This window comes from Aquimarina sp. Aq107 (genome assembly GCF_943733665.1).
Taxonomy (GTDB): Bacteria; Bacteroidota; Bacteroidia; order Flavobacteriales; family Flavobacteriaceae; genus Aquimarina.
Genome location: NZ_OX030782.1, coordinates 418,746 through 433,328 on the forward strand (window position 1 = coordinate 418,746; position 14,583 = coordinate 433,328).

General features: G+C 30.1%; 8 protein-coding genes. 7 read left to right on the top strand and 1 reads right to left on the bottom strand.

The window, feature by feature from the left end; all coding sequences use genetic code 11:
* The first annotated feature begins 94 nt into the window (after positions 1–94).
* From NMK29_RS01520 to NMK29_RS01550, 7 genes are all read left to right on the top strand, one after another.
* The gene (locus tag NMK29_RS01520) at positions 95–1,660 is read left to right on the top strand and encodes an NAD(P)-binding domain-containing protein (RefSeq protein WP_108802876.1); all 1,566 of its coding nucleotides are present in this window, start codon (positions 95–97) and stop codon (positions 1,658–1,660) included.
* Between the two features lie 182 nt (positions 1,661–1,842).
* Entirely contained in the window at positions 1,843–3,477 is a 1,635-nt protein-coding gene (locus NMK29_RS01525; protein ID WP_108802877.1) for a cyclic peptide export ABC transporter, read from the top strand.
* Positions 3,478–3,550: 73 nt separating this feature from the next.
* Positions 3,551–7,999: a non-ribosomal peptide synthetase gene (locus NMK29_RS01530; protein ID WP_108802878.1), complete on the top strand. Its 4,449-nt coding sequence runs from the start codon at positions 3,551–3,553 to the stop codon at positions 7,997–7,999.
* Between the two features lie 49 nt (positions 8,000–8,048).
* The gene (locus NMK29_RS01535) at positions 8,049–9,977 is read left to right on the top strand and encodes an alpha/beta fold hydrolase (RefSeq protein WP_108802879.1); all 1,929 of its coding nucleotides are present in this window, start codon (positions 8,049–8,051) and stop codon (positions 9,975–9,977) included.
* Positions 9,978–10,243: 266 nt separating this feature from the next.
* Entirely contained in the window at positions 10,244–10,906 is a 663-nt protein-coding gene (locus NMK29_RS01540; protein WP_108802880.1) for a 4'-phosphopantetheinyl transferase superfamily protein, read from the top strand.
* A 296-nt stretch (positions 10,907–11,202) separates the two neighbouring features.
* A complete protein-coding gene (locus tag NMK29_RS01545) occupies positions 11,203–12,039 on the top strand; it encodes a mechanosensitive ion channel family protein (RefSeq protein WP_108802881.1) in 837 nt (278 codons plus the stop codon).
* A gap of 135 nt (positions 12,040–12,174) precedes the next feature.
* Positions 12,175–13,251, top strand: a complete 1,077-nt coding sequence (locus NMK29_RS01550) for a DUF2652 domain-containing protein (protein WP_108802882.1) — start codon at positions 12,175–12,177, stop codon at positions 13,249–13,251.
* A 15-nt stretch (positions 13,252–13,266) separates the two neighbouring features.
* Here NMK29_RS01550 and murF read toward each other — a convergent pair whose 3' ends face one another.
* Positions 13,267–14,547 carry a UDP-N-acetylmuramoyl-tripeptide--D-alanyl-D-alanine ligase gene (murF, locus tag NMK29_RS01555; protein ID WP_108802883.1) on the bottom strand — a complete coding sequence of 427 codons (1,281 nt, stop codon included), beginning with the start codon at positions 14,545–14,547 and terminating at the stop codon, positions 13,267–13,269.
* Between the last annotated feature and the right edge of the window lie 36 nt (positions 14,548–14,583).

Below are 14,583 nucleotides of genomic sequence, written 5' to 3' on the forward strand. Positions count from 1 at the left end.
AAATGAATTACGTGAAGAAATTATGGACAATATATAATACCGAAAAGTGAAATTGTCTTTTATAAAAATTTATATAAATGTAAATTAAGCAAAAATGAGAAAACAAATTATTATTATCGGAGCGGGCCCTGGGGGGATTCAATTAGCTTACTATCTTGAAAAAAATAATATAGATTATCTAGTACTGGAGCGAAATGATAAATCAGGTTCGTTTTATGAAAAATTTCCTATTCACAAAAAGTTAATTTCTATTAACAAGGTACATACAGGTTTTGAGGATCCAGAGGTTAATATGAGATTCGATTGGAACTCACTATTAAGTGATGATAATGAAGTATTATTCAAAGATTTTTCTGAAGAATATTTTCCAAGTTCAGATTCATTTGTAGAATATATAAATAAATATTCTGAATATCATAATCTTAATATAAAATATAATTCCGAAGTAAAACAAATAAGAAAATCGGATCATTTTGAAATAGAAACGAATGATGAAACATATCAATGTGAGCACTTAGTAATTGCTACTGGTTTGAGTAAGCCTTATATGCCAAATATAGAGAATATTGATTTATGTACGAATTATGTTGATCTAGAGTTTGATCCTAAACCATATACAGGAAAACGAATATTAATATTAGGAAAAGCAAATTCTGCTTTTGAAACAGCTGATCACTTAATCCCATATGCAACGTTGATTCATTGTTTGAGTCCAAACCCTTTAAAACTTGCCTGGGGCACACATTATGTGGGTCATTTGAGAGCTGTAAATAATAATTTCTTAGATACGTACCAGTTAAAATCACAAAATGCTGTTATTAATGGAGAAATTGAGTCAATCAAATTCGAAAACAACCAATATTATGTCACTGTCGCTTATGGAAATGCAAATGGTGAGGTTGAAGAGTTAATATATGATGAGATAATCAATTGTACAGGTTTTAAATTTGATACGTCAATGTTTCATGATAGTATAAAACCAGAATTAAGTAATAGAGATAAATTTCCAAAGCAAAACTCTAGTTGGGAATCGGTAAATATCGAGAATTTATATTTTGCAGGTACTATAACTCAAATGAGAGATTACAAAAAATCTACTTCTGGATTTATTCATGGATTTAGATATAATAGTAAATGTCTATACCACATATTAGATAATAAAATTAATGATAAAGAGTGGGTATACGAATCAGAAGAATTGGTTTCTCCTGAAAGTATGGCTCAAAAAATTATCGATAACGTAAATAGGGCATCAAGTTTATGGCAACAATTTGGATATATAGGACATGTTATTGTTTTAACTGATGAGGGTACATTAAAGTACTTTTATGACGTTCCTGTTGATTATTTACACGATAATTATTCATTATTTGGTTCTAGATATTTTGTAATTACACTAGAATATGGAGACGAAATCTTCAAGAATGCTAGTGATATATTTGCAGTAGAACGTGTTCATAAAGATGATGTTGATAATGCACATCTAAGTGCTTTTTTACACCCTATAGTTAGAGAGTATTACCAAGGAGAACTAGTGACAACTCATCATATTATCGAAGATTTTGAAAGCAAATGGGATGAATATGATACGCATGTTCTTCCTTTAATTAAATATCTCGAAGGTAAGTTTGTTACACTAAAAAGTGAACTTCTTAAATGAATTGTATAAATAACAGTAGTACTTAAATATTTTTCTGACTTCCCTATTTATTCTAAAATGAAATATTCAAATTAGATACAATAGGTAAAGCTTAAAAGTGCCGCTAACTCTTATGTTGTAGTACAATAAAACTATAAGAATTATAGTGAGTGCAGTTCTATTTTAATCCAAAAACTTTACATATGTTAAAATTAAAACCAAAAGATATTATTCTTTTATTATTATATGCCATACCAAATACAATTTTAAGTTTTGGGATCATATATATAATAAACAAGGTTCTTGCAGGGAACGAAGAATTTTTAAAGGATTATATGATTATAGTCTTTTTATCAGCTGTAGGATATACATATTTACTAAATGTAATATTCCAGAAAGCACTCAATAAGTATGCTTTTGAAATTTTATATAAGAACGAAAAAAACCTGTTCAATCAAATACTAAGAGCTCCTTTAATAACGCTTGAAAAATTTGGCACGCAACGTTTTTATACAGCCATGGAGGATTTACGAATATTTTCCAATTTGCCCTATACAGTTACTCATACAGTTAGTTCACTATTAATGTTGGTATTAGGAGTTGTATATATGTTCACACTATCACCTATGTCTGCAGGAATTGTATTGGGCTTAATTGTTTTAGTAGCAGTTTGTTATTTTGTTGTTATGAACTCTATGTCTAGTCAAGTAGAAAGGTTAAGAAAATATAATGAACATTATTATAAGTATGTAAATGATTTAATTTCAGGTTTCAAAGAATTAAAATTAAGTGTATCCCGAAGAAAAAACATAATGGGAAAACATTTAGGTCCTAATCGTGATGATGCTGAAGGTTTAGATTTTAAAGTTAACTATGTTTTTCTATCCATCAATATGATAAGTCAATATGGATTGTATATTGTTATTGGAGTTATTTTATTTGGTTTACCAGCTTTGGGGTTATTAGAAAGAGAAGATGTTATAGCCTATGTAGTTGTAATTCTATTTATTTCTGGACCTATAAATAACTTAATAAACTTGCAGCAAATGTATACTCGTTTTATGGTTGCAAATAAGAGAATTAAAAACTTCATGAAAGATTTTCAAATTGATGATGAAGTTGCGACTTCAATCCAAAATGAAGATCAGAAGTTTGAATCTCTTGAATTTAAAAATATATCATTTAACTATGAAAATGAAAATGATGAGAAGACATTCGCGTTAGGTCCAATAGATCTTAAAATTAATCAAGGAGAAGTTCTTTTTGTTGTGGGAGGTAATGGATCTGGTAAAAGTACATTTATTAATGTTTTGACAGGTCTATACAAACCTACTGAAGGGGAAATCATTTTAAATGATAATGAATACTTGAATATCAAGGACGATTTACAAGATTCTATGACAGCAATTTTTACAAACAATCATATATTTTCTCATAATTATGATGATTATCAACTTAAAGAGAATGATGAATATAGAGGATTGCTAGAAACCATGCGTTTAGATCAGGTAGTTACTGATGATAAAGAAGAGTCAGCTAGAAGAAGGTTTTCTAAAGGACAAAGTAAACGAATGTCAATGATTTTTGCACTCCTTGAAAAGAAACCGGTTTTAATATTAGATGAATGGGCAGCTGATCAAGATCCACATTTTAGAAAATACTTCTACGAAGAATTGATTCCAAAACTTAGAGCAGAAGGAAAAACGATTATTGCTGTTACTCATGATGATGCCTATTTCCACCTTGCAGATCGTATTATAAAATTTGACTACGGAAAGATTGTAAAAGACGTAGAGGTAGATAATAAAGTAGAACTTACTGAAAGTTTGTGGGCCTAGAAGGATTCTTTTCCTTTTCTAGTTAACTCTTCTGTAGAAGAGAAAACATTTCTTTAATTTATAGAATATCGACATGAAATTGACACTTCCACAACAAGATGTCTATTTTGAGCAATTGTTATACCCTAACCAACCTATTTATAATATAGGTGCCAAAATAGTAATTAAGGGTAATATAGATTTTAAAACCCTGAATAAAGCTTATATAAAGCTTATCGAGCAACATGATGCATATAGAAGTATTGTCGTCAATGCTGGAGAAAATGCGGAAATTAAAACCTTACCAAAACATGGTTCTACTCTCGGTTTTATAGATTTTTCTAATGAAGAAGATGCGAATAAAAAGGCTGAGGTGTTCATGCAAAGAACTTTTGTAGAACCTTTCGATTTTAATTCTAAAGAATTATTACACAAGTTCATTTTGATTAAGGTAAATGAAACAAGTCACTATCTGTTTTCGGTATATCATCATATTATTACTGATGGTTGGGGAACATCCTTAATGTTTCAACGATTAGTAAAAAATTATAATGAACTTATAGAATTAGGACATGTAGCGACAACATATCCTTATTGTTATAAAGATTTTGTTCAGAATGATAGAGAATATAGTCTTTCAGATGCTTATTTAAAGGATAAACTTTTTTGGAAAAATAAGTTTCAAAATCTTCCTGAACGTCTATTTGAAAAACTGGATGATACTTTTGATCTCAATAAGAGCAGTCGAAAAGAATTGATGATAAAACGTTCAGTATATAATCAACTTTTAGATATTGCCAAAGAATATAAAAGTTCAACTTTTCATGTTATCCTGGCTTTGTTATACCTTTATTTTGGAAAGAAACATCAAAATAAAGATTTTGCCATTGGAATTCCAGTGTTAAATAGAGGTAAGTCTGTTTTTAAGAAAACAGTAGGGCTTTTTATGGGAGTTTCCGCTTTGCGTATGTCTCTTGATTTTGAGGATACATTTGAAGACTTAATAGGTCAAATAAAACAACAACTAAGACAAGATTATCGTCATCAACGCTATCCACTAGGAAAATTGATAAAAGAACTGGATCTTTTCCAAGACAAGGATAGACTTTTTAATATTACATTGTCTTATGAAAAGCAGAATTATTCAGATCATTTTAAGAATACAGAAACTAGAGTTATTCCGTTAACCCATCAATCTGAAAGAGTTGCATTAGCAGTTTATATCCGAGAGTTTGATGAGCTAGAAGATGTCAAAATAGACTTTGATTATAATGTAAATTATTTTGATGAGGGTTCAACTAGTCAGTTAGTCACGCATTTTGAGTGTCTTATGAATGATGTGATTAAAAGTACTAGCAAAAAATTATCAGAATATAATTACTTAACAAATAGAGAAAAACAACAATTATCAGATGCTTTTAATCAAACTGAGTCGAGCTATAATAAAGATGAAACACTAGTATCCTATTTTGCTGATCAAGTCACAAAAGGAGCAAATACTATTGCAATTCAAGATAGGTTTAAAGCTTATACCTATGAGGAATTAAATATCGTATCAAATCAAATTGCTGACTATATTTCTGGAGAAATTAGAACCCAAGATACATCTCCTATTGCTGTTTTAATGGATCGTTCAGCGGATTTAGTGGCGGTTTTAATGGGAGTTTTTAAGTCAGGAAGAGCGTATATTCCTTTAGATCCGAGGTTCCCCAAAGAACGACTTAAATACATAATTGATCATAGTGATGTGAAATGTATCATTGGAGATGTCGAACAACAAGATGTAATTGATACGGAGGTAAGGTTTGTCAATATTGAAACGATATTAAATGATAATACCCTTAATAAAAAGTATTCTCCAAGCAAACTACATTCATCTGATACTGCCTATGTAATATATACTTCAGGATCTACTGGAAACCCTAAAGGAGTTGAAATAAGACATCAATCACTATTGAATTTTTTATTGAGTATCCAACAAAAACCTGGAATAACGAATGAAGATATACTGTTTTCCGTTACCACTCAGTCTTTTGATATTTCGATATTAGAGTTTTTTACTCCGTTGATTTCTGGGGCAACATTACACGTTGTAGGTAATGATACGTTAATTGATCCACTAGCTATAATACAAGAATTAAAAGAAGTTAACCCTACTATAATACAAGCAACTCCTAGTTTTTATCAAATGCTTTATAATGCGAACTGGGAAGGAGATAATAAAGTGAAAGTATTATGTGGAGGAGATTTGTTAAGTGAATCCCTAGCAGAAAGCTTATTAAATACTTGCTCAGACGTTTGGAACATGTATGGTCCAACGGAGACAACAATTTGGTCAAGTATAAAGAAGATTGAGTCACCTAAGGATGCTTCCAATATTGGAAAGCCAATACAAAATACATCTATTTATGTACTAGATGAATACAAGAAGCTGTTACCAATTGGCGCTACTGGTAATATTTATATAGGAGGTGATGGATTGGCAAAAGGATATTTTAAAAACGAAGCGTTAACAAAAGAAAGATTTATAAAAAATCCATTTGACGAAAGCGGAAAAATATATAATACCGGTGATATTGGTAAGTGGAATACTAATGGAGAAATTGAGTTTTTAGGTCGTATTGATCATCAAGTGAAAATTAGAGGGTATCGCATTGAGTTGGGAGAAATAGAAACGAAATTGAACCAATTGGAAGCAATAAAATCATCAGTTGTTATTGCTAAAAAGAGAAAAAATCAGGAATCTTCATTAGTTGCTTATGTTATTCTAAATCAAAAGAATATCGATGTAGATGATATAATTGCCCATTTACAAAAAGAATTACCAGAGTATATGATTCCTTATACTTTTATTCCATTAGAGAGTTTTCCATTAACACCTAATAAAAAAGTAGACAGGAAAATATTAACATCAAGAGATGTAGAGGTTTCTTCTAATATATCCAAACATAAAAAACCAACATCCTTTTTAGAGATTAGGCTTTGCGAATATTATAAAGAGGTTTTGGAAACAAAAAGCGAAATAGGTATCACAGATAATTTTTTCAGACTTGGAGGGCACTCATTAAATGCAGTCAGATTAATTGGTAAAATAGAAAAAGAATTGGGGTATCAAATCTCTTTGAAAACCATTTTTGATCATCCTACAATAGTATTATTATCATCATATTTAGAACTGAAAGAAGCTCAAGAAATAAAATCAATACCGAGGACAACAATAAGATCATATTATCCAATTACATTACCACAATATGCAATATGGTTAGCTTCATTTCAAAGTGAAAAATCAGTTGCCTATAACATGTTTAGATCTTATAGAGTGAAAGGTGATTTTGATCATGTTTTATTAGAAAAAGTATTCAGAAATATTATTAATAAATATGAAACTTTACGAACAAATTTTGTTGAATTTAAAGGAGTTCCGCATCAAATAATTAGACCAAGTGAAGAAACCCTTTTTAAGATAGATCGCTTTTTTGTAAATAATATTGATTTAAAAAACGAACTGAAAGAATATGCAAATCACGAGTTTGATCTCAAGGATGAAACTCTAGTTCGTTTGGGTATGTTTGAAACAGAGACAGGTGATTGTTATTTATTATTTGTAACTCATCATATCATGATGGATGGATGGTCATTAGAGGTTTTGATTAATGATGTTATTGAAAAATATACTTCATTAACTTCTGGAATAAGCTTACAACAAGAGAAGTTAAGCCTCCAGTTTAAGGATTATGCAGTTTGGCAGCATAATATTGAGCTTGATAACAAAAATGATAACTATCGATTTTGGAAACAATACCTCAATAATTATCAATGGAGAAGCCTTGTTTCTTATGATCAAGATGAAAAATTGAGTAAGAAGTATTCTGGGAGTTTTTATCATTTTAACTGGGATAAAACATTTCTTGAAAAGTTAAATCAAATAGCTTTAAGTCAAAAGACTACACTGCATACATTATTAGCTGCAGCATTCAATATCCTGATCTATAAAATGGAAGGGCTTAGCGATATTTGTATAGGTACCATAAATTCTGGAAGACCTTTCTCAGATCTGCATTCTCAAATTGGAATGTTTGTGAAAACACTACCATTACGTTTAAGAATAAAACCAGATCAATTGTTTACAGACATGTTACAAAATGTACAAGAGGATATGTTGACAATTGATAAGCATCAAGATATTCCTGAAGAAATATTAAGCTCTTTAAGATTAGAAGCAATTTTAGTATTACAAAATCCTACGTTTAACTATGAGAAAATTGAAATAAATCAAGATTTCTCCTTAGAGTTTAATACAGTAGATGCGAAATACAATAGGTTGCCGCTATTAGTTAGCTTTTCTATAAATGAAAAGCATCTACATGGTTCTATTTATTACGATACCAGTAAATACGAAATTGAAACTATCGAACTTTTGGTCTTGAAATACAAAAAAATTCTTGAAGAGCTCGTACATAACTCGAACATCTCAATAAATGACATAAATGCGGACTTAGCATTTGAACAAGAAAAAGCTATTGAAATAGATTTTAGCTTTTAAATATCACGAATAAATAAAATTAGAATAATCAGAAATTATGAGTTTTTATATGAAAAATATAACAGCAGTCGTATTGTTGGTCCTTAGTTGTTTAACCACAATACAAAGTCAAAAAGGATCTTTACAAGAGACAGAAACTTTTTTCCCTAACGTAAACGTATTAAAAGAAGATACAATAGAATATAAGTTTCTTTCTGTTCCTGAAAATTGGGATGATTCTAAAGGAAATACAATAAAAATTGCAGTTTGTATATTAAAAAATAAGTCTAATAAAGCGAATGCCGATGCTGTTGTTTTTATTCAAGGAGGTCCTGGAGCTAGTGGCGTTCAAAACATTAGATCTTGGTATAAGCATCCTCTACGGGAAAAGAATGATATTGTCTTATTTGATATTAGAGGGACTGGGTTTTCAGAACCTAGACTTTGTCCTGATCTAGGGAAGAAATTTATGGAAATCTTGGCTAAAAATCAATCAGAAACAGAAGATGAAAAACAAAAAACATCAGAGGCTTTGTCCTGTAAACAGGATCTTCTAAATCAAGGAGTGGATATAGAAGCTTATAATAGTTTATCGGTTTCACAGGATTTACATGCTTTAAAGAAATTATTGGGATATTCCAATTGGCACGTATATGGAGCTTCATATGGAACATATATGGCTCAGGTTTATACAAGTATGTTTCCAAATGATATTAAAACTTTATCATTGGATTCTCCCATTTCTGATATATCAACGTACTATACAAGGAATACTACTAATTATATGAGTAGTCTTTCTAAAGTTTTTAAAAAATGTTTGAGCGATTCAGATTGTCATAATCAATATCCTGATTTGAAGACGATATATTATAAAACTATTGCAGATTTGGAAGAAAATCCGATAACTGTAAAAGTTGATAAGAAAATAATTGCATCTGGAGAATTTACATATAATTCAGAAGATTTTAAAATAGCAATACAGCAGGCATTATATAACAAAAAACTTGTGGAGGTAATTCCGCTTTTAATCTATCAATTTCATGAAAGAAATGAAGATGCTCTTGGAAATTTAGTAGCTGCATTTTCTAGCTTGCTTGGAATGGATTATGGAGTGTATTTTTGTGTAAGCTGTAATGAAACACTTCCTAACAATAAAATTTCAGAATATCAAACTGATGCATCCAAGTATAAAGGACTGAAAGGTGGGGTTGCATTTTATAAATCGGATTTTAAGGTTTGCGAGAAATGGAATCTTAATCGACGGGACACAATAGTGCCTCATGATTTATCTAAATTATCAAGTATATCATCTCCAGTACTCGTATTTTCTGGTGAGTATGATCCTATAACTCCAGTTACAAATGGTGATGAAGTAGCTCGAAAATTTAAAAAAGGATATACAGTTATTGGACATAATCTAGGTCATGTTCCAGGTTTTACAAAAACGGGTAATCAAGTAGTTGAAGCTTTTATTAATGATCTAAATAAAAAATTAGATGTCTCTGCATTCAACAATGAGGATGCGATAGACTTTGTTAATGGAGTTGTTATTAATCCAGGTGTCTCAAAAGTTGGTAATAACTTAAGTAAATTAAATTTAGTCTTTTTACTTCCATTGTTTGTGGCACTATTAATAATGTTTGTTTTTATTTTTACATATGTGACTAAATTATTGAAGAAACAATACAATACTAATTCCGATAAAATAATAAGAGTTCTTAGTGCTCTAACATCTATTGTTGGGATCACTGGTTTGATTAGTCTCGTTTTGGCTTTAATGAAAGTAGCTGGTCAAAACTATTTTGTTTTAGCATTTGGTCTGCCTGAAAACTTCAATTATATATTTATCGTATTACTAATATTTAGTGTATTGCTCTTTATAACTATGTTATACTTCATAGTTCGGATTAAAATTATCAATGATAGAAGCATTGTTTTTTCAGTGTTATTCTCAAACATGCTACTAGCTACTTACCTATTCTATTGGGGTGTTTTATAAATATAATAAGATTCTCTACAAGATTGTTGCCTTCATAATAACCTGAAATACTATTTGGAGTCCACAACATTCTCCATTTTACAATTAAAATAACGATTATGAAAAGTGATAAACCAAAAATTTTGGATAAAGAGGGTATGCCTGTATGTAAAAGAAAATTAGACTTAATAGCAAAGGGTTACATATCTCTGGCTGAGGTTTCAAACTTTTCTTGCTCGTGTAAATGTTCACTTAAAAATGAATTAAGTAATTAATAACTCTAGATAATGACGCAAATTCTTTATTCATATATATCAGAAGAAAACCATTGTTATTTGATGAAGGAAGTAGCATCAAAATTTTCTACTGATTTTCAAAATAAACTCTTAAAATACAGAAGATGGCAAGATGCTCAATTGTCATTATTGGGAAGAATTCTTCTAGGTACAGGATTAGAAAATATAGATATACCTTTTTGCGAGAATAACGTAATATATACTAGCCACAACAAGCCTTATTTTAAGGAAGGTAAAGTGAAGTTTAATATCTCTCACTCAGGGAATATGGTTGTTTGTGCAATAACAGAAACTTGTGAAATAGGAATAGATATCGAAATGTTACACAGTCTTCATCTTGGGGATTTTAAAACTCAAATGACAGCTTTAGAGTGGCAACGAATAATTTCTTCAGATAATCCTGAAAGCTCTTTCTTTGATTACTGGACACAAAAAGAAGCTGTTATAAAAGCTCTTGGTATTGGGCTTTCTCTTCCATTAAATTCTTTTGAGATAATAGACAATAAAACTATAATTGATAAAGAAAACTTCTTCCTAAAAGAAATTCAATTAGATAATAAATACAAATGTCATATAGCATTTAAAGATGAAGTTGATTCAAGAGTATTAAACCTTCAAATGATAAATCCAATTCCAATATTCAAACAATATTGAAGCTCGTAAATTTTGATGATGGATTTCATATGCTGTGTCAAAAAAAATGAAACGATGCCCCTTCAAACTCATTATAGTGAACAAAACCATTCATTCATTTGAATGGTTTTTTTATGTCCGTATGTTAGTGATTTAATAAGCTGGTTAATAAAATGAACAATTTCAGAAAGAACACTATTAGTATTTCTGAATAAAAATGAAAATTAAAATAGAAGTAAAAACTTAGAATGTTTATATGATGTGTTTTTATTCAAGAACAATTATTTTTGAAGAATAATAAATTACTTTAAAATAAGATGGAGAAATTAGGACTTACAAAGGAAAACTGGGATCAATTTACGACTTGGATTTGGGATTTTTTACCAGGATTAATTTCGGCAATTATTATATTTTTTGTTGGTATATGGATTATTAATATTTTTAGTAAAGCACTTCGTAAATTCTTCCAAAGGAAAGATTATGATGAGACATTAGAAAAATTCTTATATGATCTAATAAATATAGGTCTTAAAATTTTACTCATAGTATTAGTTGTTACTCAATTAGGTGTTCAGACATCTTCTCTCGTAGCAATTTTAGGAGCAGCTGGATTAGCTATTGGTTTAGCATTGCAGGGATCTTTGTCTAATTTTGCTGGCGGAGTTCTTATTTTGTTCTTTAAACCTTTTAAGATTGGGGACTTTATAGAAGCGCAAGGTATTTCGGGTACTGTTAAGGAAATCTCCATATTTACTACTAAAGTAAATACTTTCGGGAACCAACTAGCAGTGATACCAAATGGTAAGATATCTAACGGTAATATAATTAATTACTCTGCAGAAGATAGAAGAAGAGGTAAGATAGAAATAGGAGTTTCTTACGATAGTAATATAAAAGAAGCTAAAGAGATTATATTGGATTTGATCAATGGTCAAGAGAAGGTTATTAAAGATCCAGCTCCTGAGATATATGTTTCTGAACTAGGAGATAGTGCTGTGACTTTATCTTTACGTTTTTGGGCACTTAATGATGATTTTTGGGCTGTTCATTTTTATACTATAGAGGAAGCTAAAAAAAGACTTGAATCTAATGGAGTCTCAATACCATTTCCGCAAACTGATGTACATTTATATTCTAAAGAGTCTAAAAAATAAATCAGGTAGTTTTCTAAAATCTATTTTAAAACCTGATATTTCGTGTTGCTTTATTTTCCTAAATAATTTATAAAATCGCTATGCCTTAGATGGAAATTGTTAGATTTAGTAAATACTAGCATAAAATTATGTTTAATGGCTGAATCTTTATTATTTATACCAGATATATCTGGATATACAAAATTTGTTCAAAATACAGAAATAGAGCACAGTCAGCATGTGATTGCAGAGCTGTTAGAGGTTTTGATTAAGGCTAATACTCAAAATTTAAAATTAGCTGAAGTTGAAGGAGATGCGCTTTTTTTTTATAAAGAAGGAGTAGTTCTTTCTCAAGAGAAGTTGTTGGCGCAAATAGAAACAATGTTTACAGCTTTTTATAGTCATCTTAAAGTGCTAGAAAAAAACAGAATCTGTCCTTGTAACGCTTGTGCCACGGCACCGGATTTACAATTAAAAATTATTGCACATTCTGGAGAATTACAATTCATAACTGTTCAGGCTAAGCGAAAGCCTTTTGGGAAAATAGTAATAGAAGCGCATAGGTTACTTAAGAATTCGATTTTAAGTGATAATTATGCGTTGTTAAGTGAAGATTTGTCTACAGTAATTGGGATTTCTGATGATTATAGAAGTCAACTGTTTAATTTTTCGAAATATGAAGATGTTTATGATGAGAAAAATATTAAATATTTGTTTTCTGAAATTGATAAAGAAAATCTAAAGCTTACGTCGTATGAAACTCCGTATGAAGTACATTTTGATAAATCGCCAATATTGGAGATTCAAAAAGAGTATAGTGTTTCTGCAGGAGAATTGTTAGAGTACATTACTAATTATAGTTATCGACATCATTGGGTAAAAGGAGTTAATGAATTCGTTTACAATCCAGACGAAGTAACTCGTTTAGGTACAGAACATGTGTGTGTTATAGATGGTAAACGATTAAATTTTACTACAGTAACGAAATCTGTAGAGTCAGATAGGTTAATTTACGGAGAGCATACTACGGATATTCCCGTGATTGATGGGATGTATCAGTTTTATACACTTGTTACTACTTCTGAAAATTCTTGCAAATTGATTTTGGAGTTGTATCCAGAAGCAAAGTCAATTTTTAAAAAAATTATGCTGCATTTAGTTATGAAGAGATCGTTCAGAAAATCAATAAAAGAATCTCTAGATAATCTAGAGGTGTACGTAAATAATAAATAGTATAAAGTAATTCTTTTATTTAATTATATCGAGAATACGTTCGAGTTGCATTCCGCGGGATCCTTTGATTAAAATAGCATCTTTAATATCAGAAAAAGATTCATTTTCTTTTAATGTTTCAAAAGATCTATATTTTCTTACCCGCACATCCTTTATAGATGTTTCGAAAAAGTTATTGCCGATTAAATAAATTGTGTCAAAAGATGTTTTAGTTGCTTTTTCCGCAATTTTTTCGTGTTCAGTAGCAGCAGAATCTCCAAGTTCAAACATGTCACCAAGAAACACAGTTTTGTTGTTGTAATCTAAGTTATGGAAATTGTCTATAGCGACACTCATACTTGATGGGTTGGCGTTATAGGCATCTAATATGATAGTTAATTCTTCTTTATTAATTATTTGCGATCTATTATTAGATGGAATGTAAGATTCAATTGCAGTTTTGATTTTTTTAGGATTGATTTTAAAATAAAAACCAATAGCTATTGCTGCTGAGATATTTGTAAAATTATACGCACCGATTAAATTACTGTGGATATTTTGATTTTTGCAGAATACATTAACCATCGGGTCAACGTCATCTAGTTGTATGGTGATATCACTTTCTTGTTTTTGAGAGAATGTGTATACTTTGATTCCTTCTGCCGCTTTAGAAAGCTTAGCGTCTTCTATGTTTAGAAAAACAGTTTTATTGTATTTTTTTAAATGTCGATAAAGCTCAGTTTTGCCTTTTAATACACCTTCTAAGCTTCCGAATCCTTCCAGATGTGCTTTTCCTATGTTTGTTATATAGCCAAAATCTGGTAGAGCAATATTGCATAAGAATTCAATTTCCTTTTGATGATTTGCGCCCATCTCTACAATTCCAATTTCGGTATTTTCGTTCATTGACAATAGGGTCAATGGAACACCTATATGGTTATTTAAATTTCCTAAAGTAGCAGTTGTTTGGTAGTTAGAAGATAGGACACAATTAATTAACTCTTTAGTAGTGGTTTTTCCATTACTTCCTGTGAGCGCTATAATTGGAATTTTTAGATGTTTTCGATGATGTGTAGCTAGGCTTTGTAGTGCTTTAAGCGTGTCTTTAACTAGTATATATTGATCTGATACAGCAAATTTTTCATCATCAATTACAGCGTGTAACGCACCCTTATCAATTGCTTGTTTGGCATAAGTGTTACCATCAAAATTGCCGCCTTTTAAAGCAAAAAATATACTGTTTTTTTTGATTTTCCTAGTATCGGTAGAAATACCATCACTTTTTAAAAATAATTCATGTAGCCTTGTAATATCCATGTATTATAGTTGTATTAAAAAGCCCTGTGCATATTG